The 26,734-nt window shown below is 60.8% G+C and carries 23 protein-coding genes and 2 pseudogenes; 16 read left to right on the top strand and 9 right to left on the bottom strand.

Features of this window, described 5'->3' with window-relative positions; translation table 11 throughout:
- Positions 1-21 precede the first annotated feature (21 nt).
- Positions 22-1,086, bottom strand: a complete 1,065-nt coding sequence (locus AC02Y0_RS24930; RefSeq protein ID WP_476384576.1) for an AraC family transcriptional regulator — start codon at positions 1,084-1,086, stop codon at positions 22-24.
- A gap of 120 nt (positions 1,087-1,206) precedes the next feature.
- On the opposite strand from AC02Y0_RS24930, the gene AC02Y0_RS24925 reads away from it, so the two are divergent.
- From AC02Y0_RS24925 to AC02Y0_RS24910, 4 genes are all read left to right on the top strand, one after another.
- Positions 1,207-2,652 (top strand): APC family permease, encoded by a 1,446-nt coding sequence (locus tag AC02Y0_RS24925; RefSeq protein WP_476384575.1) that lies wholly within the window; start codon positions 1,207-1,209, stop codon positions 2,650-2,652.
- A gap of 124 nt (positions 2,653-2,776) precedes the next feature.
- A complete protein-coding gene (locus AC02Y0_RS24920) occupies positions 2,777-3,922 on the top strand; it encodes a tyramine oxidase subunit B (protein WP_476384671.1) in 1,146 nt (381 codons plus the stop codon).
- A gap of 86 nt (positions 3,923-4,008) precedes the next feature.
- On the top strand, positions 4,009-4,431 hold the full coding sequence (locus AC02Y0_RS24915; protein ID WP_476384574.1) for a Rid family hydrolase: 423 nt from the start codon (positions 4,009-4,011) through the stop codon (positions 4,429-4,431).
- Between the two features lie 65 nt (positions 4,432-4,496).
- Entirely contained in the window at positions 4,497-5,795 is a 1,299-nt protein-coding gene (locus AC02Y0_RS24910) for an NAD(P)/FAD-dependent oxidoreductase (RefSeq protein ID WP_476384573.1), read from the top strand.
- A 44-nt stretch (positions 5,796-5,839) separates the two neighbouring features.
- On the opposite strand, the gene AC02Y0_RS24905 is transcribed toward AC02Y0_RS24910, so the two are convergent.
- Both AC02Y0_RS24905 and AC02Y0_RS24900 read right to left on the bottom strand, forming a co-directional pair.
- Positions 5,840-6,238, bottom strand: coding sequence for a VOC family protein (locus AC02Y0_RS24905; protein WP_476384572.1), 399 nt, complete (start codon positions 6,236-6,238; stop codon positions 5,840-5,842).
- Between the two features lie 63 nt (positions 6,239-6,301).
- The gene (locus AC02Y0_RS24900; RefSeq protein ID WP_476384571.1) at positions 6,302-7,237 is read right to left on the bottom strand and encodes a LysR substrate-binding domain-containing protein; all 936 of its coding nucleotides are present in this window, start codon (positions 7,235-7,237) and stop codon (positions 6,302-6,304) included.
- 319 nt (positions 7,238-7,556) lie between these two features.
- On the opposite strand from AC02Y0_RS24900, the gene AC02Y0_RS24895 reads away from it, so the two are divergent.
- A complete protein-coding gene (locus tag AC02Y0_RS24895) occupies positions 7,557-9,065 on the top strand; it encodes an aldehyde dehydrogenase family protein (RefSeq protein ID WP_476384570.1) in 1,509 nt (502 codons plus the stop codon).
- Positions 9,066-9,164: 99 nt separating this feature from the next.
- Entirely contained in the window at positions 9,165-10,730 is a 1,566-nt protein-coding gene (locus AC02Y0_RS24890; RefSeq protein ID WP_476384568.1) for a GMC family oxidoreductase, read from the top strand.
- Between the two features lie 54 nt (positions 10,731-10,784).
- On the opposite strand, the gene AC02Y0_RS24885 is transcribed toward AC02Y0_RS24890, so the two are convergent.
- Positions 10,785-11,351, bottom strand: a complete 567-nt coding sequence (locus AC02Y0_RS24885; protein WP_476384566.1) for a nuclear transport factor 2 family protein — start codon at positions 11,349-11,351, stop codon at positions 10,785-10,787.
- Between the two features lie 443 nt (positions 11,352-11,794).
- Between AC02Y0_RS24885 and AC02Y0_RS24880 the strand changes: the two genes are divergently transcribed.
- Genes AC02Y0_RS24880 through AC02Y0_RS24845 form a run of 8 tightly spaced genes read left to right on the top strand, consistent with a single transcriptional unit; the run spans position 11,795 to position 18,560 of the window.
- On the top strand, positions 11,795-12,976 hold the full coding sequence (locus tag AC02Y0_RS24880) for an amidase (RefSeq protein WP_476384565.1): 1,182 nt from the start codon (positions 11,795-11,797) through the stop codon (positions 12,974-12,976).
- The gene (locus AC02Y0_RS24875) at positions 12,973-14,112 is read left to right on the top strand and encodes an acyl-CoA dehydrogenase family protein (RefSeq protein WP_476384564.1); all 1,140 of its coding nucleotides are present in this window, start codon (positions 12,973-12,975) and stop codon (positions 14,110-14,112) included. Before AC02Y0_RS24880 ends, AC02Y0_RS24875 begins: the two co-directional genes overlap by 4 nt.
- A 27-nt stretch (positions 14,113-14,139) precedes the next feature.
- Positions 14,140-14,502, top strand: a complete 363-nt coding sequence (locus AC02Y0_RS24870) for a hypothetical protein (protein ID WP_476384563.1) — start codon at positions 14,140-14,142, stop codon at positions 14,500-14,502.
- Between the two features lie 18 nt (positions 14,503-14,520).
- Complete coding sequence (locus AC02Y0_RS24865; protein ID WP_476384562.1) at positions 14,521-15,795, top strand: aromatic ring-hydroxylating oxygenase subunit alpha; 1,275 nt, start codon at positions 14,521-14,523, stop codon at positions 15,793-15,795.
- A complete protein-coding gene (locus AC02Y0_RS24860) occupies positions 15,792-16,286 on the top strand; it encodes an aromatic-ring-hydroxylating dioxygenase subunit beta (RefSeq protein WP_476384561.1) in 495 nt (164 codons plus the stop codon). Before AC02Y0_RS24865 ends, AC02Y0_RS24860 begins: the two co-directional genes overlap by 4 nt.
- Complete coding sequence (locus AC02Y0_RS24855; protein WP_476384560.1) at positions 16,286-17,047, top strand: SDR family NAD(P)-dependent oxidoreductase; 762 nt, start codon at positions 16,286-16,288, stop codon at positions 17,045-17,047. The genes AC02Y0_RS24860 and AC02Y0_RS24855 overlap by 1 nt, the downstream gene beginning before the upstream one ends.
- A gap of 8 nt (positions 17,048-17,055) precedes the next feature.
- The gene (locus AC02Y0_RS24850) at positions 17,056-18,024 is read left to right on the top strand and encodes a PDR/VanB family oxidoreductase (protein WP_476384559.1); all 969 of its coding nucleotides are present in this window, start codon (positions 17,056-17,058) and stop codon (positions 18,022-18,024) included.
- 26 nt (positions 18,025-18,050) lie between these two features.
- Entirely contained in the window at positions 18,051-18,560 is a 510-nt protein-coding gene (locus AC02Y0_RS24845; RefSeq protein WP_476384558.1) for a flavin reductase family protein, read from the top strand.
- Positions 18,561-18,572: 12 nt separating this feature from the next.
- On the opposite strand, the gene AC02Y0_RS24840 is transcribed toward AC02Y0_RS24845, so the two are convergent.
- Positions 18,573-19,022 carry a MarR family winged helix-turn-helix transcriptional regulator gene (locus AC02Y0_RS24840; protein WP_476384557.1) on the bottom strand — a complete coding sequence of 150 codons (450 nt, stop codon included), beginning with the start codon at positions 19,020-19,022 and terminating at the stop codon, positions 18,573-18,575.
- Between the two features lie 362 nt (positions 19,023-19,384).
- Between AC02Y0_RS24840 and AC02Y0_RS24835 the strand changes: the two genes are divergently transcribed.
- The gene (locus AC02Y0_RS24835) at positions 19,385-21,565 is read left to right on the top strand and encodes a methyl-accepting chemotaxis protein (protein ID WP_476384556.1); all 2,181 of its coding nucleotides are present in this window, start codon (positions 19,385-19,387) and stop codon (positions 21,563-21,565) included.
- 199 nt (positions 21,566-21,764) lie between these two features.
- On the opposite strand, the pseudogene AC02Y0_RS24830 reads toward AC02Y0_RS24835, so the two are convergent.
- The 4 genes and pseudogenes from AC02Y0_RS24830 to argE form a co-directional block, all read right to left on the bottom strand.
- Positions 21,765-22,703, bottom strand: a pseudogene (locus tag AC02Y0_RS24830) (aldehyde dehydrogenase family protein); the annotation flags it as partial.
- A 173-nt stretch (positions 22,704-22,876) separates the two neighbouring features.
- Positions 22,877-23,227: a cupin domain-containing protein gene (locus AC02Y0_RS24825; protein ID WP_476384555.1), complete on the bottom strand. Its 351-nt coding sequence runs from the start codon at positions 23,225-23,227 to the stop codon at positions 22,877-22,879.
- Positions 23,228-23,251: 24 nt separating this feature from the next.
- The gene (locus tag AC02Y0_RS24820; RefSeq protein ID WP_476384554.1) at positions 23,252-24,175 is read right to left on the bottom strand and encodes a 2-hydroxyacid dehydrogenase; all 924 of its coding nucleotides are present in this window, start codon (positions 24,173-24,175) and stop codon (positions 23,252-23,254) included.
- Positions 24,176-24,201: 26 nt separating this feature from the next.
- A pseudogene (gene argE / locus AC02Y0_RS24815) lies at positions 24,202-25,325 on the bottom strand (acetylornithine deacetylase).
- Positions 25,326-25,560: 235 nt separating this feature from the next.
- On the opposite strand from argE, the gene AC02Y0_RS24810 reads away from it, so the two are divergent.
- A complete protein-coding gene (locus tag AC02Y0_RS24810) occupies positions 25,561-26,460 on the top strand; it encodes a GNAT family N-acetyltransferase (protein WP_476384553.1) in 900 nt (299 codons plus the stop codon).
- Positions 26,461-26,734 lie beyond the last annotated feature (274 nt).

Raw genomic sequence — 26,734 nt, 5'->3', positions numbered from 1 at the left:
GGTTCCCGAGCCGCGCGCAGGTCAGCCCTCGGTTTCTGCCACCCCTCGCCGCTTGCGGGTGCGTGCATCGCGTGGCGACTTCCCTGTCCAGTCCTTGAAGGCCCGTGAAAAGGCGGCGCCGTCAGCATAGCCCAGAGCCAGTGCAACATTGGCCGCGCGGGTGTCGGGGCGCTCCAGCAGCCCCACCGCCAGTTCCGCCCGATGCTTGCGAACCAAGGCCCGCACCGACGTGCCCTCGTCGTCCAGGCGCCGTTGCAGTGTGCGCAGACTCATGCCGAGCTCCTGGGCGAGGAAGGTCGTGGTGACAGGGCGTCGACCGAGATAGAGCTGAATGAGAAAGGTGACCTCGTCCGAAAGTGCGTCGTCCGGCTTTGTCTCCCGGATCAGGTCGGCAAGGTGACGCTCCAGCGTCGCGATGAGGAACTTGTCTTCGTTGCGATACACACGGTCGGTGCCCTCGCGATCATAGATCAGTCGGTTGCTGGATTGCGAGAAGAGCAGTGGGGCCCGGAATATGCGCTTCAACGGCTCGATCTTTGCCGGGCGCTCATGCTCGAAATGCACTTCCAGTGGGTTGAGGTTGGCGCGAAAGCAGGATCGCACCAGTTCACAGGTGGCGGCCATCGAGTATTCCGCGTCCTGCCTGCGGGGCCAGATGGAGCGATCCGTCAAGGCGTAGCTCCAGGTGAGCGTCCCGTCATCGTCCATCACGCCGGAATTGGTTGCGCCCTGCAGAGAATTTGCGAGGCGGGCAATCCGTTGCAGGGCGATGTGAATGGTCGAGGAAACGGAAAAGAGGATGCCCAACGGGCCGATATCGGCGGGTTTGAGGTGGGCGCCAAGTTTTGCTCCGAAGGCATCGTCGCCCGTCGCTGCGGCCGCATCTTCCAGAAATGCGACGAAGTGGTGGAGCGGGATCAAGGCATAGGGATCGTCGAGTTGGCTGGACGGGATGGCATGTCGATCAAGCAAAGTGGCGGGCGAAGCACCCGCGTTCTGCAGATGCTCGATGAAGGGCGTCAGCGCCGCCACACGAATATAGGTGACGGATTGGCGCCGACTCGTTGCCGCTCCGCTTCCGGACATGGCAGATTTTCCTCCAGTTTGGCATAAAATAACAAATTAATGTCACATATGGCAATGTCCAAGTAACCGGGGCTCTCTCATGTTTCTTAACAATAAGCAAAGAAACCGTGAGGGGTTCACATGACTGTCGCCAACAGTGCGCCGGCGTCCACAGGACGCCTGGCCCGGAATTCCGTGGGCATTGCCCATATCATCTTCTTCGTCGTCGCCGCTGCCGCGCCATTGACCGCCGTGGTCGGCGCCACGCCGCCGGCCTTTGCCTTTGGAAATGGTGCCGGTGTTCCCGGCGCCTTCGTACTCGCCGGCCTGCTCTATCTGATCTTTTCGGTCGGCTTCACCACGATGAGCCGGCATGTCGGTGGGGCAGGGGCGTTCTACACCTACATTACACAGGGCATCGGCAAGCCGGCCGGTGTGGGCGGCGCCTTCATTGCGCTTTTGACCTACAGCTCCGTCCAGATTGCAGTCTACGGCCTGCTCGGCCTCTTCACCCAGAACATGATGGCAGAGTTTGGTGTCAGTCTGCCTTGGTTCATCTGGTCGCTCGGCTTCCTGGTGCTCGTGCATCTGGCCGGTCAGCGCAACATCGCTTTCTCGGGTACGATCCTCGGCGTCTGCATGGTGGCGGAAATCGTCATCCTGCTCCTGCTCAATGTTGCGATCCTAGTCGCCGGCGGTGGACCTGAAGGCATCACTCTCACTTCCTTCGAGCCGTCTACAGTCTTCAGCGCTGGCCTTGGCGTAACCTTGGTCTTCGTCGTTGGGTCCTTCATCGGTTTCGAAGCCACGGCCATCTTTGCCGAGGAGGTGGAGCATCCGGAAAAAACGATCCCCCGGGCAACCTATATCTCGGTCCTTCTGATCGCTGTCTTCTATGCCTTTTCCACCTGGACAATCGGGCTCCACTACGGTCCGTCCAAGGTTCAGCAGACCGCTGCCGCCTCGCTCGACGCCTTCTATTTTGGCGCAGCGACAGACGTGCTCGGCGCCTGGTCTGCCACCACCATGAACCTGCTGTTGATCACCAGCCTGTTTGCCTGTGTGCTTTCCTTCCACAACACGCTCAACCGGTATTTCTTCGCCCTCGGTCGCGAGGGGCTGGCACCGCGCGTCCTGGGCAAGGTGCACGCTGTTCACGGCTCGCCCTATGTCGCCGGCATGTTGCAGTCTGCCTCGGCAGCAATCGTGATCACCGCGTTCGCACTGGCCGGACAGGACCCGTTCGCCGTCGTGTTCTCCTACATGTCGGCGTTGACGGTCATCGGCATCCTCACCGTGCAGGCCGTGGTGTGCATCGCGGTCATCCTTTACTTCCGCAAGAACAGCCATGGACATGGCCTCTGGCAGACACTAATTGCTCCGGCGCTCGCCTTTGCCGGTCTCGTCGGTGCGCTCGGCCTGGTCATCTCCAATCTCGAGCTGCTCGCCGGCGCGTCTAACATCGTCGTCGATAGCTTCCCGCTGATCGTGGCGCTTGTCGGTCTTGGCGGTGTCGTCTTTGCAATGCGGATCAAGGGTTCCGATCCCGTTCGCTACGCGGCCCTGGGCAAGGTGTTCGAGGCTTAGTTCCCAACCCATCACCGCGGGACGGAGGCAAAGCGTCCCGCTCCTTCCCAACCGGCCCTCGATCCTGTCGCCTCGACCGGATGCGATGTTCTGCGGCCAAACGAAAGCATCTGCCATGAACGACATGACCGCCATCAACAGTACCAAGATCGATTTCATCTACCTGTCGGAAGAAGACATGATCAAAGCCGGCGTGACCGATATGCCGGCCTGCGTTGACGCCATGGAAGAAATGTTCGGCCTGCTCTATCACGGTGACTACCGGATGGCTGGCCCGAACAGCGACAGCCATGGTGCGATGATCTCCTTCCCGGAAAACTCGCCCTTCCCTGATATGCCGAAGCCGACCGCCGATCGTCGCTTCATGGCCATGCCGGCCTATATCGGCGGCCGTTTCCGCACGGCAGGGATGAAGTGGTACGGCTCCAACATCGAAAACCGCGACAAGGGTCTGCCGCGCTCGATCCTGATGTTCTGCCTGAACGATGCCGATACGGGCGCTCCGCTCGCCTTCATGTCGGCGAACCTGCTTTCGGCCTATCGCACCGGTGCCATTCCGGGCGTCGGCGCACGCCATCTTGCACGCAAGAACAGCCGCATCGTCGGCATTCTTGGACCGGGTGTCATGGCCAAGACCACGCTTGCGGCCTTCATGGCGGCATGCCCCAATATCGATACGCTGAAGGTGAAGGGTCGTGGCGAAAAGAGCCTCAAGAGCTTCCTTGCCTGGGTTGCCGAAACCTATCCGCAGATCACGTCCGTAACCGTGGTCGATAGCATCGAGGCCGTCGTGCGTGACAGTGATCTCGTCAGCTATTGCAACTCGGGTGCCGTCGGCGATCCCTCTACCTACCCCATCGTCAAGCGCGAATGGGTCAAGCCTGGCGCGTTCCTTGCAATGCCGGCGCTTTGCAACATTGACGAGGCCATGGAGGCCCACGATGTCCGCAAGGTGCTCGACAATACCGGCCTCTACGACGCCTGGTACCACGAATTGCCCAAGCCCGCGCATGTGCACGTGCCGATCATCGGCGTGAAGTTCATGGACATGATCACCGAGGGACGCATGGATCGCGCTGATCTGGAAGACATCGGCAAGATCGTCGCTGGCGATGCGCCGGGTCGCCAGAACGACGAAGAGATCATCATCATGTCCGTCGGTGGCATGCCGGTCGAGGATGTCGCCTGGGGCACCATCGTCTACCGCAATGCGATCGCTCGCGGCATCGGCGTCAAGCTCAACCTCTGGGACGTTCCCGTCTTGCGCTGATTTCCCCGGCGCCAACTTGCCGGGCGGTTCGCGATGTCGTCGCCCGCCCGGCCTTTCTCTTTCTCAAGACAGCAGCGAGTGCCACCATGACCAAGGTCGTCAAGATAAAGACCGGATCCAAGTTCGAAGAGCACGGCAGTTATTCCCGCATCGTCGCGGTCGATAACTGGATCTTCGTCTCCAACACCGCAGGCCGCAATCCGGTCAGCAAGGAGATCCCTGAAGAGATTACCGCGCAAACGCTTCAGGTCTTTTCCAATGTCGAGGCAGCCTTGGCGGCTGTCGATTCCGGACTTTCCGACGTCGTCGCATCGCGTGTCTTCATCCAGGATCCAGCCGACATCGTGGCCGTGATGACCGTGGTCGGCGAAAAGTTTCGTGGCATCAATCCGGCCAGCACCGTCACATGCCCGCCGCTTGGCTCGACCGTCTACAAAGTCGAGATCGAGGTGACCGCCTATCGCGGCGCCGGAAAGGCCGAAACCGAAGAGCGCGTGATCTCGCTCTGATCGAGCTACCGGGAGGCGGCTTCCTGCAGCCTCGCTCCTTCTCCCGAAACATCAGGTTCGTACTCATGGCCCCGACCATCCTGCCCGTTCAAACCGCCTCTTCCTTTCCCACGCAGACCACGATCGTCGTTATCGGCGGAGGGATCGTCGGGCTGACGGCAGCGCTCGTCCTTGCCGAACGCGGTATCCCCGTGGTGCTGCTCGAAAAGGGCCGCGTGGCATGCGAGCAGTCCTCCCGCAATCTCGGCTGGATCCGCAAGATGGGCCGTTCGGCGCCGGACGTGCCGATGGCGCAGGCTGCCGACCGTCTCTGGGCCACCATGCCCGAACGTGTCGGAATGGATGTCGGCTATCGGCAGGCGGGCATCATGTATCTCGCGCGCACTGAAGGCGAGATGGAGATGCATCGCCAATGGATGAAGACGGTCGAAGGTCTCAAGCTCGATTCACAAATGCTCAGTGCCCGGGAGATCGATGACCGGGTGCCCGGCGGGCAGGGGGCCTGGGCCGGTGGTATCTTCACGGCGTCAGACGGTCGTGCGGAGCCGACGCTTGCCCCGAGCGCGATTGCACGCGCCGCGATCGCGAAAGGGGCCGTGATTGTCGAGAACTGTGCCGTACGCACGCTGGTGCGTTCCGCCGGCCGCGTCACCGGCGTGGCAACGGAAAAGGGCGAGATCTGCTGCGATCAGGTGCTGCTCGCCGGCGGGCTCTGGTCGCGCAAGTTCCTGGCCAATCTCGGTGTGGGGCTGCCCACGCTGCCGCTGATCTGCTCTGTCATCCGCACGGCCCCCATGGAGGGACCCACGGAGATCGCCGTCGGCGGTCCGGATTTCTCCTTCCGCAAGCGCCTCGATGGTGGCTATACGATTACCCAACGCGGTGCTCTCGGCGCACCGCTGATGCTCGATCACCTGCTGATCGGCCTGCGTTACCTGCACATGCTGCGCGGCCAGCGGCAGTTGCTGCGCATCAGCCTCGGGTCAGACTTCCTGAAGGACATCGCCCTGCCGCGTCGCTGGGGTGCCAAATCCCGGTCTCCCTTCGAGCGGGTGCGTGTGATGGATCCGCCGGCAAATCCCGCCATCAACGCCGAAGCGATGCGCAATCTGACGGCGGCGTGGCCGTTGTTCGGCAAGGCTGTGATTGAGGATGTCTGGGCGGGCATGATGGACATCACGCCGGATTCCCTGCCGGTGCTCGGTCCGGTGGCCGGGATTCCCGGCCTCACACTTGCGACCGGCTTTTCGGGCCATGGCTTCGGTACGGGACCGGCTGCAGGCGAGCTCGCCGCAGACCTGGTGACCGCATCCGCCACGCCGCTGCTCGATCCGACGCCCTACCGCCTGGAGCGGTTTTCCTGACGAGCTTGACGTAGTCGTTCGATCGTTTGCTGTCTTGCGATCACTCAGGCGCGACGGGGGTCGAGATTGCGCACGGTTTCAACCGCGTTGCGGGTATCGGGCAGGAATTCGAGCAGCAAACCGTCGGGCATCTCCACCCAGTGCGCGCCCTTCTCCATCGACGTGCCGCCATGCGCCAGCGCCCCCTGGATGGCCGCGGGCACATCGGCACAGATGAGGCCGAGATGGGCGAAGCGCCCTTCCGCACCAATGAAATCTGCATCCTCGACAATCTGCAGGCCGCCCAGCAGCCAAACCTGGCTCGGCTTTTCTTGCCTGCCATCGCGCTTGGTCACGGTCATTCCAAGGACATCGCGGAAGAAGGCCAGGTGCGGGGCAATGTCGCGCACGGTGAATGCGACGTGGTCGAGATAGGCTGCGGTGGCACTCTTGATATCGGGCATCTGGGATCTTTCTGCTGGGGCGGTGGGCCATTCTTGCGAGTCGATTGGCGGATGCGCCCTTCTTTACTGGACCGGAGGTCGCGGCACGTGCTGCCAGGTCCGTTCGAGATCGTTGTCGCGGAAGTGTCTGACCAAGGCATCGATGAACAGCCGTGTGCGGGCCGGGAGATGGGTTCGCGAGGGAAAGACGATATTCATCGTGACGCTCGGAAGGCTCCAATCGGTCAGCACCGGCACCAGACGTCCCGCCTCGATGTCCTCATTGACCACATAGGCCGGCTGGACCATCAGCCCCATGCCGGCCAAGGCCGCCTGGCGGAGCAGTTGGCCGTCATTGCTTGCCATCTCTGCCAAGACGGAGATGCGGCGCTCTTCGCCGCCGCGCGTGAAGCTCAACTGGTCCCAGCTTTCCGAGAGGGTGTAGAGAAGCAGCGCATGGCGCTCCAGGTCCTCCGGCACCTGCGGCACGCCGGTGCGCGCGATATAGTCGGGTGCACCGACAATTCGGCGCTGCATTTCTGCAAGTTTCCGGATTGTGACGCTGCTGTCCACTTCCGCACGGCGTGTTCGGATTGCCAGATCAAGGCCGTTTTCGATGATGTCGCAATAGCGGTTGGATGCCTGGAGGTCGATCCGCACTTGCGGGTAGCGCGCCTTGAAGGTGTTGATCACCGGCATGAGATGCAGCATCGCAAAGGAAAGCGATGCGCCGATGCGCAGGACGCCGGTTGGCTCGGCCGAGACCATGCTGACACATTCTTCGGCCTCCTGCAGCGTGGAGAGAATGCCGCGTGCGCTGTGGGCGAAACGCTGCCCTTCCGAGGTCAGCGAAAGCGCCCGCGTTGTCCGCTGCACGAGCCGCACGCCGAGACGGTTTTCCAGGTTTGTCAGATGCCGGCTGACGCCGGAAACCGACAGACCCATTTCTTGCGCAGCGCGCGTGAGGTTCGCCTCATCGGCGATGCGTGTGAAGACTTCCAGTTCGACGAAGCGATCCATCCTGTCTACCCAGTATTGTATGTTCCCGTTTTTTGTAACGGTAATATTCATCTAAATATGGATTTTATCAAGTGGGAAGTTTGCACATCTCCAGTCTTGCGAGATTTGCAAGAATGTTTCCCGCTTTACGTGATTTATCACGTTTCACACGGCGGGCAGGATGTAGCAATCCGTCCACGATGCCGAGGATCACCCGAGCCACCTTTCTTCGGATTTCATCCAAATCCGCTGCCGCCCGGGGTCAACCGGAGCCCGAGCTCAAGAGCCGGCCACGGCGGTGGCAAGACCATCGCAGCAACTAAAACCAGAGGGAAACACCATGAAGATTGCCCAACCCGACAGTGCCGTGACCAGCGTTTCCACGCATGTCACCTCTTTCCTGTCTGCACCGAAATGTCTGATCGACGGCAAGCTGCATTCGGCGTTGTCCGGCAAGACCTATTCCGTCTTCAATCCGGCCGATGGCTCTGTGCTGGCCGAGGTGCCTGCCTGCGGAGCTGAGGATGTCGACCTGGCGGTCAAGGCGGCGCGGCGTGCCTTCGAAGGCCCTTGGTCGCAGATGCTGCCGGTTCAGCGCCAGGCTATCCTTTTGAAGATTGCGGACCTGATCGAAGCCAATGGCGAGGAGCTGGCCCAGCTCGAGACCCTGAACCAGGGCAAATCGATCATGCTATCGCGTCTGATCGAGGTTCAGTCCTCTGCGGAGTATTTCCGCTATATGGCCGGCTGGGTGACCAAGATCGAGGGATCGACCCTGGACGTGTCCATTCCGATTCCGCCCGGCATGCGTTACCAGGCATATACCCGCAAAGAAGCCGTTGGGGTCGTCGCTGCGATTACCCCCTGGAACTTCCCTTTGAACATGGCGGTGTGGAAGGTTGCGCCGGCGCTTGCTGCGGGCTGCACCGTGGTCTTGAAGCCTGCGGAGGAGACGCCGCTCACCTCGATCCGCCTGGCGCAAATATGCCTTGAAGCAGGTGTTCCCGAGGGGGTCCTAAATGTCGTCACCGGCTTTGGCGAGGACACAGGCGCGCCGCTCGTCGCGCATCCCCAGGTCGCCAAGATCACCTTCACCGGCTCGACGGAAACCGGCAAGCTGATCGGCGTTCAGGCGATGAAGGACATGAAGCGGGTAACGCTGGAACTCGGTGGCAAGGCGCCGATGATCATGTTCGACGACATGGATCTCGACCTGCTCGGTGTCGCCGCCGGTATCGGCAGCTTCTTCAACAGCGGGCAGACCTGCTGCGCCGGCGTCCGCATCTATGCTCAAAAGGGCATTTACGAGAAGGCGCTCGAAGTCATCGCCAATGTCACCCGCAGCCTGGCGATCGGCTCGGGGCTCGACCCGCGCAACCAGATCAATCCCGTCGTCTCCGCCCGGCATCAGGCGCATGTGAAGGCCTGTATCGCGCGCGGTATCGAGCAGGGAGCGAAGCCGATCATCGGGGCGACCGCCCCTTCGCAAGGCTTCTTCGTCGCGCCGGAACTCTTTACCGATGTGCGCCAGGACATGGCCCTCATGCAGGATGAGGTCTTCGGGCCGGTCATCACCATGACCCCGTTTGATGATGCCGATGCGGCAATCGCCATGGCCAATGATACTCGTTATGGCCTGGGCGCCTCGATCTGGACGACCGACATCAACAAGATGATGCGCTATGTGCCGAAGATCGAAGCCGGTACCGTCTGGGTCAACAGCCACAACATCCCCGACCAGAACATGCCCTTCGGCGGCCGGAAGGAGTCCGGTATCGGTCGCGAACATGGTCGCGGCGCTCTGGAAAACTACCTGGAAACGAAAGCCGTCTGCATCGCTTATCGGTGACGCTCTGAACATCGGTCCGGCTGGGAAACTGGCCGGGCATTGCATAGCGGCCGGTCCGTCCGGGCGTACGATGAAACACGTCAAAAGGGAAGCAAAGCAATGACGCAAAATGCTGCATTCACACCGGTCTCGGTCGCGGGGCAAGAGTTCGACTATGTCATTTGCGGAGGCGGTTCGGCGGGTTGTACCCTGGCTGCTCGCCTCAGCGAAGACGAGCGCGTCAGTGTTCTCTTGCTGGAAGGCGGCCATGGAGACACGCCCGGAATGATCTCTACGCCGCTACGCGTAATCGAAGTCTGGTTTTCGGACTATGACTGGGGTTACCATACGGTGCCGCAAAAGCATTGCCATGGGAGGCAGATCTATTGGCCGCGCGGCAAGGTGATCGGTGGATCCTCGGCAATGAACGGCATGATATACGTGCGTGGCCATGCGAGGGACTACGACAGCTGGGCACATGCCGGCTGCCATGGTTGGGACTGGTCCAGTGTGCTGCCTTATTTCCGTAAGTCCGAGGATTTCGACCGCGGTGCAGACGAGTGGCATGGCGCCGGAGGGCTTCTACACGTGACCACGGACTATGAAGCGCATCCTATCATGGATGCTCTGGTCGAGGCAGCGCAACATGCCGGCATTGCCTATAACCCTGACTACAACGGCAAAACGCTTGAAGGCATCAGCCGCATCCAGTTCAATACACTGAACGGCGAGCGTGCTTCGACCGCAGCGGCGTTCATCAATCCGGTGAGACACCGGCGCAATCTAACCGTCGCGTCCGGAACGCGGGTCGAGAGACTCCTTATCGAGAATGGTCGGGTGACGGGCGTCAAATGCCGAAGGGGCAGTGAGACTTTCGAAGTCGGCGTCTGCCGCGAGGCAATTCTCTCCTCCGGGACCATGGAGAGCCCGCGTATCCTGATGCTCTCTGGTATCGGCCCGACTTCTCACCTGCGGGAGTTCGACATCGACACTGTCGTGGATCTGCCGGGCGTCGGACAGAACCTGCACGACCATACCTTTTTGCCAATGACTTTCGAATCCTACGGCGACTATCCCTTCCCGACGGATCCGACCGTGCCTCCGATGCAGGTTCATGCGTTCCTGAAATCGCACCCTTCCGTGGTCGTGCCCGACATACAGCCGCTCTTCTTCTCTGTGCCCGCCTATGCTCCCGGGCAGGAGGGGCCGATGAACGCGTTCACCCTGCATGCCGCAGGCATCCGACCAACATCGCGTGGAGAACTGCGGCTGACGGGAACCGATGTCAACGATCCACTCCATCTCGATCCGAACCTTCTGGCGACGGAATACGATGTGCGTACGCTGATTACTTCAATGCGGCAGATCCGTGAGATCGTTGCTCAGCCGGCGCTGAAGAGCTGGGTCAGGCAGGAAGTCTATCCAGGGCCGACCCGTGAGGACGATGCCAGCCTGGCTGACTATGCCCGCTCTGCTGTTGGGAGCTATCACCACCAAGTGGGCACATGCGCCATGGGCGTCAGCTCCAATTGCGTGGTGGATCCGGAATTGCGTGTCTATGGCGTCAAGGGGTTGCGGGTGGCCGATGCCTCAATCATGCCTTCGGTCCCCTCCGGGAATACCAATGCGCCGACCATCATGATTGCGGAGAAGGCTGCGGATATGATCAGGGCGGCACGTCACTGAAGGCATAGCTCGCCTCTGGGCACCCGCCGCTTCATCCCGGCGCGGCCCCAAATATTACGGCTGCATCAGCGCCGATTTCGAAGGATAGTCGGACGCCCAGGTGGCCGGGAGCGGTGCGACGAAGACGTTTTCAGTCCGTGTGCGGGTGATCTTCCAGGTGCCATCCGGCTCCTTGCGGAAAGTGTTGTTGAGCCGCGAGGACCGCAGAAGTGCCTTGCCGTCGGAGAAGAGCCAGGGCTGCATGTGCACCCATTGGCCATCGGCAGTCGTGCCGCCGTCATGCACGTGGATCTGTTCCGACGTCAGGTAGTGGCAGTTGAGGATCAGCGCCGGGTCTGTCTTGCCGCCCCAAAAACCTTCGAAATGCTTGCGGATCGCGGCTGCACCCACGGCACGCCCGAACTGATTGTCGTAATACTCGCCGACACCTTCCCAGACGGCATCTTCGGTATAGAGCTGCATGATCCGGTCGATGCGCTCCATGTCGTCGGCCACGCCGAATTCCGGATTGGGCGTATCACACAGGAACATGTAACGGGCCTGGATGCGGCGGATGTCGGCTTCCGCCTCCAGGACCTCGACGCGGCGCAGCAGAGCTTTGATATCGGTGTCGGCAGTCATGAATGTTCCCCTTCGCAAGCGATAAGCCTTCTCAGGGAAGGCGCGTGCGGTCAAAATAGTGACGCCGTCTGTTTCATCACCGGCGCCCTTCAAATGCTACCGGGGGCCATCTCGGCGTCAAGCGGTAATATTCACGTAATAATTAATTCAATGGGTTTGTCTTTTAAGCCTCTGATTTTTCGAGTGAAGCTCTTGCTGAAAACAGAATTGCAGTCGCTGCAACACTGATTGCGCTTTCTCCGTGGTAAAAAGAATGCCTGGCCCGCTGAGGAGGCAGGGTCCAGGCATCCCCATCTGAAAAGTGGGCCGGCTTCATGCCGGGGGCGAAGCTTTGAGATTGCGCCAAGTAATTGATCTAAAAAAATAAAATTTCATATCCGATTGAATATCGGATTGACAGAATGCCTTATTGCAGTAATTTTCACGTAAAAGGGAACGTGACAATGATCAACCGGGATGGACAAGACAGGAGCGCTGCCGAAACGGCTTTTGCCAGCATGCTGGCACTCGGCGCCGATGGCGGCCCGACGGTCGCGATCAAGGACTGTCTGGATGTGGCGGGCCACGTGACACGCTGCGGATCTGCGGCCTACGCGGATGCCGCGCCGGCCCTGACCAATTCCGCCGTCGTCGATCGGCTGCTCGACGCGGGATGCCGCATCGTCGGCAAGACCCGTTTGCATGAAATCGCCTACGGCATGACCGGCGTAAATGCCTATGAGGGCACGCCCGTCAATCCGCGCTGGCCTGAGCGTATTCCCGGCGGTTCGTCGTCGGGCTCTGCCGTTGCTGTGGCCGCGGGCTCTGTTGATTTCGCCATTGGGACGGATACCGGCGGTTCGGTGCGCCAGCCTGCCATCTGCTGTGGTGTGATCGGGCTTAAGCCCACCTTCGGACGCGTCGATCGTCGTGGCGCGCTGCCGGCGGCAAGTTCGCTCGATTGCATCGGCCCCTTGGCACGAACCATGGACATGATCGACCGCGCCATGGCGATCATCGCGCCTGATTATCGGACCGAAACGCTGACGAGCGCCCCGCGTCTTGGCTGGCTCGCGAGTGATGAGGCCAATGTTCCGGAGATGCTGGAGCCACATCTGGCTCTCTCTTCGACCGGAATTGTAACACAGGCCGTCCATTTGCCGGATCTGGATGATGCTTTCCGGGCCGGCATGGCGATCATCGCCCGTGAAACGCTTGATGCGAACCTGTCGCGTCTCGAAGCGGCGGCGCCGTTCGGAATGGATGTCCGGCTTCGGTTGGAAGGCGCGCGTGCCATCAGCGATGCTGTTCTCGCGGCGGCGCAGGACATTCGAAGCGCGTTTACGCAGTCCGTCGACGACTGCCTGTCTGAGTTCCACGTCATCGTCACGCCGGCTTTGCCGCAGGCGCCGCCGCTTCTGTCGGAGGCGTCCGATCCTGCAAAGGTCCTGCCGCTGACCCGTTATCTGCGACCGTTCAATCTGTCCGGTCACCCGGCCATCGTTCTGCCGGCTGCCACCTCGACCGGTCTGCCGTCCGGCATCCAGCTCATTGCGCGCAAGGGTGCGGATGAACGGCTCTGTGCCGTCGCCCGCTGGCTTTGCGATCACCACCCGATGTTCTCAGACTTGAGGGGAGAAGCATGAATTCCCATAGCAGCATAGCGCCAGCCGACGCGCTGGAGGCCCTGAAGGCCGAGATCAGGCTCAGGCGGCAGGAGTTCCAGGACCTGCGCCATATCCCTATCGATATCGTGCGCCGGTTTCAGGATGTGGGCGTTTATCGCGCCTTCGTGCCGAAGCGTTTCGGTGGCGATGGTTTGACCCCGCAGGCCTTCTGTCGGCTGGTCGAAGAGATCGCGACGGCAGATGCGTCTGCTGGCTGGGTCGCGAGCTTCGGCGTCTCGGCCACCTATCTGGCATCCCTGCCGCCAGAAACCTACGCCAAGATCTACGGGACCGATCCGAACACGGTCTTTGCCGGTGCGATGTTTCCGCCGCAAGCGGCCCGACGCGTCGGTGATGGCTTCGAGGTCAGCGGTCGCTGGCCCTGGGGTTCCGGTGTGATGGGGGCTTCCATCGTCGGCGCCGGCATCAAGATCGAAGGCGAGGCAAGCCCGCTGCCACGCACCGCCATCATGCCGCGCGACAAGGTCACGGTCGACGAAACCTGGAACACGATTGGCCTCAGAGCCACAGGGAGCCATGATATCGTGGCGGACCGCGTGCTCGTGCCCGAGGATTGGACCTTCATCCGCGGTGGCAAGCCGCAGATGGATGACGCCATCTTCCGGTATCCGGCCATGGCGCTTGCCGCCCAGGTGCTGGCCGTGGTGGCGCTCGGTGCGGCGCGCTCGGCCCTCGACTGGGTCCGGAGCGATGCGCTGGCCCGAACCTCGATCACCGGTGCGCCAAGCCCTGCGGCGCGCGCTTATGTGCAGATTGATTTTGCCCGTGCTGAAGGCCTGCTCGCCGGTGCGCGATCCGCCTTTTACGACGCCATCGAAACCGGTTGGCGGCAGATGGAAACCCAGGGCGAGATTGATCGGCAGACCCATATCCGTCTGCGCCACGCCGCGTCGAAAGCGGCTCAGGACGGCGCGGAAGCCGCCCGCATCGCCTTCGTGCTCGGTGGGTCTGATGCCATGACAGCAGGCCATCCGCTCGGCCGCGCCATGGTCGATGCGGCCTGTGTTGCCCAGCATGCCTTCATCAATGCCGGGAGCTGGCAGGCGGCTGGTGCTGCGCTCTTCGAACAGCAGACGCCGCCCGGCTACCCTTGATTTTGAGAGATTGCAAAGGAACATCCGATGTCTGAACCAACACCCATCCGCACCCTTCTATGCCTGGCCGTCCAGCCTGCCTTCTTCGATCTGCCCTTCGGCCAGATCGGTGGCGTCTGGAAAGCGACGCAGGCCTTCATGTCCGGCGTTGCCAAACTCGAGGGCGTCACCGTGCTCGGCACGCTCGATGACGACCAGACCCAGGTCGGCACATCGCCTGCCTTTCCCTGGACCTGGTACATGCTCTGCGATTTCCCCGACCGGCAGTCGGTGATCGCGGCCTGCAACCTTCTGCGCACGATCGTGGTCGATGAGGAGGATCATCGGCTCTGGAAATACATGCGTGTCGAGGCCCGGATGGGCCGCGCACTCACCATCCCCGAACTCTGAGAACGGATAGGAGCTGTCATGTTGGATGCAGCAGAAAAATTCAGCGATCTCGACGCGCTTTACTCGACCGAAGCGAAAGTCGCGACCGCGATGTACGAGGATACCGACCTCTTCGGCCAAGAGATGGAGCGCATCTTCAAGCGCACCTGGGTCTGGGTCGCTCATGACAGCGAACTTGCCGACAAGGGTTCGTTCAAGCTCTCGAATGTCGGGCTAGAGCCCGTCATCGTGGTGCGTGATCGCAAGGGCGAGATCAATGTCCTCGTAAACAGGTGCCGGCACCGTGCCGCAACTGTCTGCGAGGTCAAGAAGGGCAAGACCTCGTCCTTCCAGTGCCCCTATCACGGTTGGGGCTACGGGCTCGACGGGTCACTTCGCGGCCTGCCTTATCCCGAGCAATATGGTGCGGATTTCGACAAGAGCGCCCATGGCCTGAAGACGCTCCGGACCGAGAGCTACGCCGGCATGATCTTTGCCACCTTCAATGACGAGATCGAGCCGCTGGTCGACTTCCTTGGTCCGGGCGTATGTCGCTACATCGATCTGTTCATGAAGCAGGGTGGTGGTTTCCCGGTCAAGGTGCTGGGAGAACACCAGTTCACGGTACCTATGAACTGGAAGATCCAGCTCGAAAACACGACCGATGCCTATCATTTCCCGGTCGTGCACAAGAGCTTCATGCAGTCGCTCGACGGCGATGCGGAAGAAGCTTTCAAGTTCCTCGATACGGGCAAGGGCTATGTCGAGGATCTCGGCAATGGCCATTCCGTGATGGTGATGATCCCCGAGCGCATCGATCTCGACGAGCATCTCGATGATCCGATCGAGGAACGGTTCATGCCGCTCGTGCATGAACTGCGCGAATACGGGTATCCGGAAGACCAGGTGCTGAAGATCGTGCGTGCCGTTGGTGGTGCAGGGTTCAATCTCAATCTCTTCCCCAACGTCTCTCTCTCGCTCGCCTTCTTCCGCGTGCTCAACCCCGTCAATGTCGAGCGTACCGACATCCGCCATATCGCGCTTGGTATGGATGGCGGGCCGGCGGCGGCCAACCGTGTCAGGCTTCGTCTGCATGAGCACTTCCAGGGTCCCATGGGCTTCGGATCGCCTGACGATGCGGAAGTCTGGGAGCGCGTCCAGCGCGGCACGAAGGGCGGCGAGGACCTGCCTATCCTCGTCAACCGCGGCCTTGTCGACGAGCAACCCGGCGACCTCGGTCCGCGCGGCCATATCAGCGCCGAGACCGGCATGCGCGCTGCCTATCATATGTGGAAGAGGATGATGTCGGTATGAACATGATGGTCAAAACCACGGAACTGGCGCTGTTGCAGAAGGTCAGCGCTTTCATCTGGGCCGAGGCGGCGCTGCTGGATGGCAAGGACTACGACGCCTGGCTCGCACTCTGGATTCCGGAGGGCTTCTACACGCTGCCGATCGGCGAGGGTGATGATTTCGACAATCAGCTGAACCTTTGCCATGACAACGACCGGATGCGGCGCGACCGTATCCAGCGCTTTCAGCAGGGCTTCTCGATTTCGTCGGCACCGCCGGCCCGCACTGTCCGCACCGTGTCCCGTTTCGTCATCGACGCCGTCGAGGGCGATACCGTGACGGTGTCGAGCGCCGAGCAGGTGGTCGAAGACAAGTTCGGCCGCCAGCGCATCTGGGCTGCCAATGTTCGCCATGTGCTGGTCGCATCGGGCGAAGGCTTCAAGATCCGCACCAAGGTGGTGCGTCTTCTCAATTCGGATGGGATGCTGAACTCGTTCAGCTATTTGTTCTGATGGCGGCACCTCTTCCAGAAAAGATCCAGACAGCGGTCGTCACAGGCGCCGCTCGCGGCCTCGGTGCCGAGATCGCCCGGGCGCTGCACCGTGCAGGCTTCCGCGTCGTCATCACCGATATGGACGCGGAGGCGGGGGCGAGCCTTGCCTCCGAGCTCGACCTCGCCGGCGAAACGGCGGTGACGGCAACCCTTGATGTGTCGAAGCCTGAGGACTTCCAGGCGGTGCTCGATCGGTGCGTCGAGCGCTGGGGCTCTGTCGAGGTGCTGGTCAACAACGCTGCCCGCACGGCGGTCAAGCCGCTGCTTGAGATCGATCCTGCCGATTTCAACGCGGTGCTCGCCACGAATGCCGGCGGTACTTTCGCCGGCAGCCAGATTTTCGGTCGCCATTTCAAGGATCGCGGCTTTGGCCGGATCATCAATCTGGCCTCGCTTGCGGGACAGAATGGCGGCACGGCAACCGGCGCGCATTACGCGGCCTCCAAGGGCGCCATTCTGACGCTGACCAAGGTTTTCGCCCGCGACCTCGCGCCCTTCGGTGTGACCTGCAACGCGATTGCCCCGGGGCCGATGGATACGCCGATGGTGCGCTCGGTGATCACGCCGGAGAAGATGGCGGGCGCGCTCGCCAACATCCCCGTCGGCAGGCTTGGCGATCCCGTCTTCGTGGCGGAGCTCGTTGCTCTCTTAGCCGGACCGACAGCTGATTTCGTCAATGGCGCCTGCTGGGACGTCAATGGCGGCATTTACATGCGGTGAGGTGAGACATGACTTCGAAAGGCTTGACCCTGAAAATCGCCGAACGCCGGGAAGAGCCCGGCAACATCCTGCGCCTGCGGCTTGCACGTCCGGACGGTGCACCTCTGCCGAATTTCGAAGCGGGTGCGCATCTAGACCTGCGGCTCAATGACGGCAAAGTCGACCTGTGGCGCCAGTATTCACTGTGTTCGGATCCGGCGGAAACGGGCTTCTATGAGATCGGCGTGTTGCTCGACCCGAAGACACGCGGCGGCTCTGCTGCCGTTCACAAGCTGGCTCTGCCCGGCGTGATCTTCGAGGTCGACGGTCCGCGGAACCATTTTCCGCTCGCGGAAACTGCCCAAAAGACAGTCCTGTTCGGCGGGGGAATTGGGATAACGCCGATGCTTGCCATGGCGCGTCGGCTGCATGCGCTCGGTCGGGATTTCCGGCTTCACTACTGCACGCGGTCGCGTGCCGTGACGGCATTTCATGACATGATTGTCGACGCTCCCTGGGCAGACAAGGTCATCTTCCACTTCGATGACCAGCCAGCCGAGCAGCGGCTTGATCTTGTGCGTGACCTTCCTCAGCCGTCGCCGACGACGCATCTCTATGTCTGCGGGCCGCAGGGCTTCATGGACTGGGTCATCTCGGGCGCTGAAGCCGCCGGTCATTTGCCGTCCAATGTCCATCGCGAGTATTTCTCCGCCGATGTCGACACATCAGGAGAAGGCTTCGAGGTGGAGGCCCGCCGTTCGGGGATCACAGTGACGGTCGGCCCGACGGACACGATTGCGAAGGCGCTGGCCCGGGCGGGCGTCAAGGTCGAGGTCAAATGCGAGGAGGGTGTCTGCGGCACCTGTGTCACCGACGTCCTGGAGGGCGCGCCCGACCATCGCGACAAGTTCCTGACCGACGACGAACGGGAGGAGGGCACAATGATCTGCGCCTGCTGTTCGCGGTCCTGCAGCTCGAAACTGGTTCTGGATGTTTAAGGCGCTGATGCGCCGAGGAGGAGAGAATGACGATGTCACAAATGACTGACGCTGCCTTAAGCTTCCGGGAGGGCATGAGCCGTCTCGGTGCCGCCGTGACGCTCCTCACGTCGGATGGCGTGGCGGGTCGCCATGGAATGACAGCCTCTGCAGTCGTCTCCGTGACCGACAGTCCGCCGACGCTGATTGTCTGCGTCAATCGTGGGATTCGCTGTCACGATCTCTTCGTCGAGAACGGTGTCCTCGCCGTCAATGTGCTCGGCCATCGGCATCAGGATCTCTCCCGCCGCTTCGCCAGCAAAAACGTCGGCGATCGCTTCGACGGGGCGGATTGGGTAAGGCTCGCGACCGGAGCCCCTGTTCTCACCGATGCCGAGGTCGCTTTCGACTGCCGGATCGTCGATGTGCGATCGGTGGGCTCGCATTCCGTACTGACTTGCGAGGTGGATGGGGTCCGGTTGCACTCTGAGCAGCCAGAAAGCCTTATCTGGTTCGGTCGCCACTTTCACCAGCTTCACGCGGAGCCGGCTGTCTGAGGCATGGCTCGCCTACATGCGTTTCAACTGGGTGAAGACCTTTTCCAGAATGGTGTTCAGCACTTCCATCTCCTTGTCGGTGACGGAGCGGAATGCCAGTTCGAAGATGTCACGCACTTCGACCAGGGCCAGCGCCCCCATGCGTTCACCCTCGGGCGTGAGGCTCACCTCTGTCGCGCGGGCATCCGTCGGGCGGACGCGGGTGGTTACCAGCCCGTCGGCAATCAGGCGCTGAACTACCTTTGTCGTCGTGTTGAGCCGCATGGCGGAATACTCCGCAATTTCCGACACGGAGAGATAGGTGTCTTCGCGCAGTGACATCAGCACACGCCAGCGTGGTGCGTCGATGCCCATGGGCTTCAACCGCTTTTCGAGAACCTGCACATAACGCTGATCGACACGGCTGATCCAGTAAAACGGCCAGGTCTTTTTGGCCTGCGGCGTCGCAATCTTGGCGTTCAAGGACGGCACTCCATATTCGGTTCGAAGTGAGGAGTTTATCATCCTCTTCACGGTAAATTTAACTTTATTCCATAGGCTTATCGCACGTCAACGTCTCTCGGTGTTTGTCCCAGAGGTGTGCGGTCTGCTGCCTTTCACACACTCAGCCTTACCCTTTGACAGCGCAGATGGCGCTGAAAAGCAAGACGAATTGATCTAACTGATGCGGTCGATTCTTTCACGTGGGTTGCGACCACTCTACATCGAATGAATTGAAAATTAGCAGTTTTTTATAAGTGCGCAGATAAACTCAAACGGAAAATACTGATCGCGTGAAAATTGCTTCTTCGCGCTCAGCCAAGGACAGGAAACTGGGACAGGCCATGAACAGGACTCTTGCATTCAAGTTGCTCAGCGTAAGCGCCACGGCCATCTTGCTGTGTCTGGTGGTTACCTTCGCCGCCGTCATCTATCAGGTGCGCGAGCGCACGGTCTCGATGACTCTCGACCAGGCGAGAACGGATGCCAAGGCCACGGCTGCGGGCGTTGCTTCCCAGCTTAATCACCTGGCGGGTTCCGTAAAGGTCATGGCATCGGCCGTTGAGCGCACCGACATTGATCGCGCTGGCGTGACCGCGATGTTGCCCGCTTTGATCGAAAAATTCGATCTGGTTTTCGGCTCCTGGCTTTTGGAGGACGTCAACGGATTTGACGGACAGAAGCACGAACCGAGCGCAGCGACCGGTACCAATGTCAACGGCGAATTCACGCCTTATTGGACGCGTGGCGCCAGTGGCTTCGAGCTAATCCTTCCAGAGGTTATCGATCGAGAGAAAAGCTATTTTGCGCTTGCTGCAAAGACGCGTGCGGGTGCGGCGACGGAACCTTATGTCGAGGTCGAAGCCGGCGGCATATTGTTAATGACGATCGCATACCCGGTCATCACCAATGAAAATCTGCAGGGCGTCCTCGGCGTGGATGTGGGCCTTGATGCCCTATCGGCATCGCTTGAAAGTCAGCGACCTTTCGGCGTCGGGCGCGTCTATCTCATGTCTGGTGAAGGCAGCTGGCTGGCGGCACCCGACAAGGCTAGTATCATGAAGCCCTACGACTTCGAAGGCAACGCGACCGCGAAAGCCTCTGCCCTGGACGGCGAGACCGTGATCCTTGAAAATGTCACTGGCATCGACCAGGAGCCAGTGTTTAGAGTTGTGATTCCCTTCGATCTCCCGGGTCTCAACACGCGCTGGATGATCGTGGAGGATGTCCCTGTCGAGGTTGTTTCTTCGGTCGTGAACCAGCAGACGCTCATCCTCATCGCGGGTGGTCTTGTAATCATGGCGGCGGTCATCATCTCACTGCTGATTGCAGTTCGTCTGTTCATCCAGAAGCCGATAGGCACGCTGCTGCAAGAAGTTGGCCGGCTGTCCGCGGGTGACTACGAACAGCCCGTGGCCGGGCAGGAGCGTAAGGACGAAGTGGGTGCGCTTGCTACTTCGCTCGATGTTTTCCGCCACAAGCTCGCCGAGGGCCGGAGCCTCGAACAGGTAGCAGAACGTCAGCGTCTGGCCGCAGAAGAGCAGCGCAGTCAGACGGAAGCAGAGCGTCTAGGCGTTGCAGAAACTCAGCGCAAGGTTGTGATTGCACTGGGGAAGGGCCTGCAGCAGCTTGCCGACGGCAACCTTTCGCACCGTATCACGGAGCCTTTCCCGGGATCCTATGAAGAGTTGCGTGATCACTACAACTCCGCTGTTCAGAGCCTTGAAGAGACGGTCATCCGCCTCAACGTTACGGTCGATACCCTGAACGGTGGTACGCGCGAAATCAGTCGCAGTTCTGATGAACTGTCCAGGCGGACGGAACAACAGGCAGCAAGCCTTGAGGAAACCACGGCAGCACTCGGCGAAATCGCCGAAAAGCTCAACGAAAGTGCCGGAAATGCACAGCTGGCGGCAGGTAAGGTTAAAACAGCGTGTACGGAGGCTGAACGATCCAGCGAGGTGGTTCGCAAGGCTATTTCCGCCATGGAGGGGATCGAAGACAGTTCCGGCAAGGTCAGCCAGATCATCGGCGTGATCGACGAGATCGCGTTCCAGACGAACCTGCTCGCTCTGAATGCTGGGGTCGAAGCCGCCCGCGCCGGCGAAGCTGGCAAAGGCTTTGCCGTTGTCGCTCAGGAGGTTCGCGAACTCGCGCAGCGTTCGGCCCAGGCCGCTCGGGAAATCAAGGCGCTGATCTCGGCCTCTAACGAACAGGTTGGTCAAGGTGTCACGCTGGTTGCCGAGACGGGCGGCGCATTGGATCGTATCGCGGAACAGGTGAAGGCGATTGACTCACTGATGCAGCAGATTTCACGCGCGACTAGCGAGCAGGCTTCGGGCCTGAGAGAAATCAACGTAGCCGTAAACCACATGGATCAAGCGACGCAGCAGAACGCTGCCATGGTCGAAGAAACGACGGCCGCATCGGCTGTACTGAATGGCGAGGCCAACACGTTGAGCCAGATGATTTCCCGTTTCGTCGTCGGGCGATCCAAGAGTTCCGATGACCGCAGGGTGGCCTAGTCAATATGGATTTAACGAGTATCAATTGTTCCGAGGCAATGGGCCTGGCGCAAAGCGCGCCGGGCCCATTGCTCTTTCGCAATGCAGATGCGATCGTTATTTTGGCTCAGGCTCTCCACGATCAATCGCCTCGATTGTTTCGCAATAATTTGGCTAATGCGCGATCAGAGTTCCATAATTTAACGTTACGTTATGCACGCATGGCATCGACAAGCGGCGCTGCGACACTTTCTTCGACGATCAGGCGTGATCCGGCAACGCAGGCCTGTCCGGCATTGCTGATGATGCTGGTGGCGATTGCGGCTGCCGCCTCGTCGAGATCGGCATCTGCAAAAACGAGCTGAGGGCTCTTGCCGCCGAGTTCGAGCGTCATCGGCTTGATGCCGGTGCGGGAGACATTCTCCATGATTGCCGAGCCCGCGCGCGTCGAGCCGGTGAAACTGACCTTGGCAATGTCGGGATGGCCGGTGATGGCATTGCCGGTTAATGGACCGTCGCCGAGAACGACATTGATAAGCCCGGCCGGCATGCCGGCGCGCACGGCAAGTTCCGCGAGATAGATGGCGGAAAACGGCGTCATTTCAGAGGGCTTCAGCACCACAGCATTACCGGCGGCAAGCGCCGGCGCAAGTTTCCACGCAGCCATGGAAATGGGGAAGTTCCAGGGGGTTATGGCGCCGACCACGCCATAGGGTTCGGTCACGATCATACCGAGATTGCTGTCATCGGTCGGGACCAGGTCGCTGCCTTCCTTGTCGGCGAATTCGGCAAAGAACCGGATCTGCTCGGCCGAAATGGCAATGTCGCCTTCGATCAGATGGCCGACCGGCCGGGTCGAGGAAAGCGCTTCTAGCCGGGCCAGTGTGACCGCTTCGTTCTCGATCATATCGGCCCAGCGGTGCATCACGTTCAGCCGCTCGCGGGGGCGAACGCCGCCCCAGTTACTTCTCTTCAGTGCGGCCTTGGCGGTTTCGACCGCACGGTCGACCATGTCGGCGTCGGCCCGCGGGCAACCGGCATAGGCCTTGCCATCGGATGGCCGGTGCATCGGGATGACGCCATCGGCCGGGATGAGGCTATTTCCGATGAAATGCCCGATCGGAAGGGACAGGCTGGCTGGATCGAAACTCAGGGTCATCAGGATTACCTCGGATAGCTATCTTGCGAGGCTACCGGATCGGCCGGAGTAGCTTGCCCCGATCACGGCAGGAGAGACGGATGAAAACCCTGTTTTGCGGCCGCCGTGCAGCTTAATCTTCGGCGCTCCGTTGTGGCAGCGGCGGGTTGGGATGACCGCCGCTGCCCCCGCCTTCAAGCCGTTACGTAGACCTTCCGGACTGTCTCGATGGTCCGCCATGTGCCGACGAAACCAGGCTTCATGACGAAACTGTCGCCGGCCTTGTAGGTCACCGGCTCGCCACCTTCCGGCGTGATTTCCACGAGGCCGGAGAGGATATGGCAAAACTCGAAGGTTTCGCCCTTAATCGAATGGGTCAGCCCCGGTGTCGCTTCCCATACACCGGTATGGATGGTCTCGTTGCGGGCGGCATCCTGCGCCCAGGTCTTGAAGCTGGGGTTTCCGGAGATCAGTCGTTCCTGCGTCGGCACGGCGTCGCGCGGGGCAAATGAGGGATTGGGGTCAATGGTTTTCAGAAGCGACATGGTTTTCCTTTCGGGTTGAACAAGTCAGTATCCGCGACGGCGGTCGACAAGGCCGACCGGATCGAGGCCGGTGCTCAGGCGTTTGATGTTGTCGATGACGGCCTTGGCTGCGGAATGCGGCTGCGTGACACTCGCCACATGCGGTGTCAGCAGGATGCGGGGATGGCTCCAGAAGGCATTGCCGGCTGGAAGCGGTTCGGGATCGGTCACATCGACGACGGCGCCGGAGAGCTGGCCGCTATCGAGGGCCGAGATGAGGTCCTCATGGTTGAGCTGTGCTCCCCGGCCTGTATGAACGACACCAGCCCCGCGCGGCAGACGGCTGAAGAGATCCGCATTGAGCAAACCGCGCGTCTCTGCCGTGAGCGGAAGCAGGCAGATCAGAATGTCGGTGACAGACAGCATATCGCTCAGGCCATCGCTTCCGGCATGACACGTCACGCCTTCAATCGCGTGCGGTGACCGGCACCAGCCTGAAAGTCGAAAACCGAAGGGCTTCAGTCGTTCGAGCACCGCCTGTCCAAGCATGCCGAGGCCAAGGACGCTGACGCGCCGCTCAGGCGCCTGTACCGGAGCCAGAGCCTGCCAGAGCCCGGCGCGCTGCTGGCCCAGATAGGCGGGCAGGTCGCGGTGGAGCGCGAGGACGGAAAGCGTCACATATTCCTGCATCATGCGAACGATGCCTTCTTCCACCATGCGGACCACCTTCACGTGAGGTGGCACGTCTGTGATGCGAAACTGGTCGACGCCGGCGCCGATGGAAAACAGAGCTGCGAGATTGCGGTAGCGCTGCAGATTTTCGGGAACCGTCCAGGTGATCAGGTAACGCACGGAGTCCGGATCAACCGTGCCAGGGTCCATGGAGAAAGGCAGATCCGGCAGATCTCGCGCAAAGGCCTCCCGGAAGATTGCGCCGCGGTGGGCGTCGGAGTGAAAGAGGAAGGTCATGGGCTGGTGTCCATTTTGTCGGAAATTTAAGCGCAGCAGCGCTTGCCGAGCGCCTCGATCATCAACTGGCAAGCCGAGAGCTCGCTTGCCAGAATGTATTCGTCGGGTTTGTGAGCGCGGCTATGTCGCCTGGACCGCAGATGATGGCGTCGACGCCAGCTGCCTTGAATAGCCCGGCCTCCGTCCCGTAGCTGACGGCGGCGAGCGGTTCCTGGTCGGTGAGTTCCGTCAGGAGGTTGGCAAGACCGGTCTGGCGCAAAAGCGATAAGGCCGGATAGGCGCTCAGTTCCTCCCATTCGACACTGATTCCAGATTTCCGCAGTCCTTCGGCAGCGATGCGGATCGGCGCCAGCAGGGTCGCGGGGTCAACACCGGAGATGGCGCGTGCCTCAAGGTCCAGCGTGCAGAGATCCGGAATGAAGTTGAGCGCCTGGCCGCCCTGGATCAAGCCTGCCTGCAACGAGGAATAGGGTGGCTCGAAGGTCGGGTCGAAAGGGCCGCCTGCAAGATCTTGCGCCGTCGACACGGCAGCCTGCAAGACCGTTGCCATGGAATGCACTGCATTCAAACCGAGATCCGGCCGCGACGAATGACCAGATCGGCCCCGCAGCGTGATACGGGCGGCTGCCTTGCCCTTGTGTGCGAGGATTGGTTGCATGCCGCTTGGCTCGCCGATCACCGCGCCCAGTGGTGCCACACATAGGTCTGGCAACTGGGCAAGGAGATGCGGCACCCCGCGACAACCTGCTTCTTCGTCATAGGAAAAGGCGATATGGATGGGACGAGCAAGGGGTGAGGCGGTCAGCGTGGGGACTGCCGCCAGCACGGCTGAGAGAAACCCCTTCATGTCGCTGGTACCACGGCCATAGAGCCGTTCTCCGTCGATGCGCAGGACAAAGGGATCGCTCGTCCAGTTCGGTTCCTGCGCTGGAACCACATCCATATGACCGGACAGGAGATAACCAGCTTTGTCTGAAGGGCCGATGGTGGCGAAGAGATTGGCTCGGTCTCCCTCGGGGCCGGGGATAACATGCACGGTGATGCCGAAGCTCTCGAGATAGGACCTGACCCATTTAACGATTTCGGCGTTGGGGGTGCCGACAACAGACGGGAAGCCTACCAGCACGGTTAGGATATCGGTGGCATTCATCGCGCTATTCCTCGTGCGGTTTGTAACACTCGCTTCGGCTCTTGGTTGCGGTTCGACTTGCAAGATTAGGCACGACCGGCATGAGTGGCTGCCGAAAGGGATCGTCATACGGCACAATTCTTGTGCTGGATGGCGCCGTTGAAGCGGAATGTTCTGCAGTGGCCGGCTAGAGTACGCTTAAAAAGAGAGTGCGAGCGGCTGACGGCGGGTTCGCTTGACGCTAGGGAGGCGGATAATGGATCTGAAAATACCCGACACGTTGCATGTCGACGCATACCAAATGCGTTTCGCCGACGTGGCAGATGTCAATCTGGAGCAGTTGCATGCACTGTCGATCGCTGTCGGTTGGCCCCATCGGGGAGAAGATTGGCAATATCTGCGTGAACTCGGCCATGGTTTCGTCGCTCTCGACGAAATCGACCGTGTGATGGGCTCAGCCATGTGGTTCCCCCACGGAGAGCATTTCGCAACCCTCGGCATGCTGATCACATCGCCGCGTCTGCAGGCCAATGGGACGGCGAAGTGGCTGATGCAGCGTGTTCTGGCCGACTGCCCCGGCATGGGCCTGCGGCTCAATGCGACGCGTGCCGCGCGCCGTCTGTATCGCTCGTTGGATTTTGTGGCGCAACAGACGGTGTTCCAGTGCCAGGGGGAGGCCCGCGGACTGGCGGAGACGATTGATTTGCCCGCCGGGCATGAGATCAGGCAGTTGCGGTCAAGCGATCTCGATGCAGTGATCGCGCTCGATGCGCCAGGATTTGGTGTTTCTCGCCCGGTCCATCTCGCCCGCTTGTTCGAGAGTTCGCTCTCCTATGGGCTGTTTCGGGCCGAAGAACTGTCGGCATATTCCATGAGCCGCGCCTTCGGACGTGGCCACGTGCTGGGCCCGGTTGCCGCATTGTCCGTTGAAGAGGCGATCGCCGTTGTGCGGCCTCATGTGGAAGTCCACGCGGGTCGTTTCCTGCGCGTCGATACTCACTTCGAGACCGGCCCCTTCGCCAGCTTCATTCAGCAATGTGGCCTGCCGATCTTCGACACCGTGACGACCATGACGCTCGGCGAAGGTGTCGATTACGGAACCGTCGGTGACGACAAAGGCGCGCTGTTCGCGCTCGCCTCGCAATCGATGGGATGACAGCGAACCCATGGTTTCAGGATGGTTCACTGCCTGATTGATTGAGTGAACAGCATTGGTCCACGACGATCTTGCTGTGGCTTAGATGTCCACCAATAGGTCCATTTTGGATGGATAGTTTGCCTTGCGGACAATCTTGCAAAATGGCTCACGCTCGGCATCATATTGACCGGCAGAGCCCCGTTACGGCGGCCGCGATTATCGCTATGCTGGCTGTCATCGTTTTCTTCGCCCTGGCGAGGCACCGGAGCCTGTCCCGGGCTCATCATTGACC

The organism is Allorhizobium sp. nf9_anc, assembly GCF_056323085.1.
The sequence above is the reverse complement of the archived record's forward strand: the minus strand, read 5'-3'. Positions and strand labels throughout refer to the sequence as shown.

Excerpts from the sequence above, each read along its gene's own strand:
- AC02Y0_RS24860 (WP_476384561.1), top strand. The coding sequence starts at position 15,792 with ATGAACATGATGGTCAAAACCACGGAACTGGCGCTGTTGCAGAAGGTC.
- AC02Y0_RS24925 (WP_476384575.1), top strand. The coding sequence starts at position 1,207 with ATGACTGTCGCCAACAGTGCGCCGGCGTCCACAGGACGCCTGGCCCGG.
- AC02Y0_RS24855 (WP_476384560.1), top strand. The coding sequence starts at position 16,286 with ATGGCGGCACCTCTTCCAGAAAAGATCCAGACAGCGGTCGTCACAGGC.
- AC02Y0_RS24895 (WP_476384570.1), top strand. The coding sequence starts at position 7,557 with ATGAAGATTGCCCAACCCGACAGTGCCGTGACCAGCGTTTCCACGCAT.
- AC02Y0_RS24825 (WP_476384555.1), bottom strand. The coding sequence starts at position 23,227 with ATGTCGCTTCTGAAAACCATTGACCCCAATCCCTCATTTGCCCCGCGC.
- AC02Y0_RS24915 (WP_476384574.1), top strand. The coding sequence starts at position 4,009 with ATGACCAAGGTCGTCAAGATAAAGACCGGATCCAAGTTCGAAGAGCAC.
- AC02Y0_RS24875 (WP_476384564.1), top strand. The coding sequence starts at position 12,973 with ATGAATTCCCATAGCAGCATAGCGCCAGCCGACGCGCTGGAGGCCCTG.
- AC02Y0_RS24870 (WP_476384563.1), top strand. The coding sequence starts at position 14,140 with ATGTCTGAACCAACACCCATCCGCACCCTTCTATGCCTGGCCGTCCAG.
- AC02Y0_RS24880 (WP_476384565.1), top strand. The coding sequence starts at position 11,795 with ATGATCAACCGGGATGGACAAGACAGGAGCGCTGCCGAAACGGCTTTT.
- AC02Y0_RS24920 (WP_476384671.1), top strand. The coding sequence starts at position 2,777 with ATGACCGCCATCAACAGTACCAAGATCGATTTCATCTACCTGTCGGAA.
- AC02Y0_RS24900 (WP_476384571.1), bottom strand. The coding sequence starts at position 7,237 with ATGGATCGCTTCGTCGAACTGGAAGTCTTCACACGCATCGCCGATGAG.
- AC02Y0_RS24930 (WP_476384576.1), bottom strand. The coding sequence starts at position 1,086 with ATGTCCGGAAGCGGAGCGGCAACGAGTCGGCGCCAATCCGTCACCTAT.
- AC02Y0_RS24845 (WP_476384558.1), top strand. The coding sequence starts at position 18,051 with ATGACGATGTCACAAATGACTGACGCTGCCTTAAGCTTCCGGGAGGGC.
- AC02Y0_RS24820 (WP_476384554.1), bottom strand. The coding sequence starts at position 24,175 with ATGACCTTCCTCTTTCACTCCGACGCCCACCGCGGCGCAATCTTCCGG.
- AC02Y0_RS24910 (WP_476384573.1), top strand. The coding sequence starts at position 4,497 with ATGGCCCCGACCATCCTGCCCGTTCAAACCGCCTCTTCCTTTCCCACG.
- AC02Y0_RS24865 (WP_476384562.1), top strand. The coding sequence starts at position 14,521 with ATGTTGGATGCAGCAGAAAAATTCAGCGATCTCGACGCGCTTTACTCG.
- AC02Y0_RS24810 (WP_476384553.1), top strand. The coding sequence starts at position 25,561 with ATGGATCTGAAAATACCCGACACGTTGCATGTCGACGCATACCAAATG.
- AC02Y0_RS24890 (WP_476384568.1), top strand. The coding sequence starts at position 9,165 with ATGACGCAAAATGCTGCATTCACACCGGTCTCGGTCGCGGGGCAAGAG.
- AC02Y0_RS24835 (WP_476384556.1), top strand. The coding sequence starts at position 19,385 with ATGAACAGGACTCTTGCATTCAAGTTGCTCAGCGTAAGCGCCACGGCC.
- AC02Y0_RS24905 (WP_476384572.1), bottom strand. The coding sequence starts at position 6,238 with ATGCCCGATATCAAGAGTGCCACCGCAGCCTATCTCGACCACGTCGCA.
- AC02Y0_RS24850 (WP_476384559.1), top strand. The coding sequence starts at position 17,056 with ATGACTTCGAAAGGCTTGACCCTGAAAATCGCCGAACGCCGGGAAGAG.
- AC02Y0_RS24885 (WP_476384566.1), bottom strand. The coding sequence starts at position 11,351 with ATGACTGCCGACACCGATATCAAAGCTCTGCTGCGCCGCGTCGAGGTC.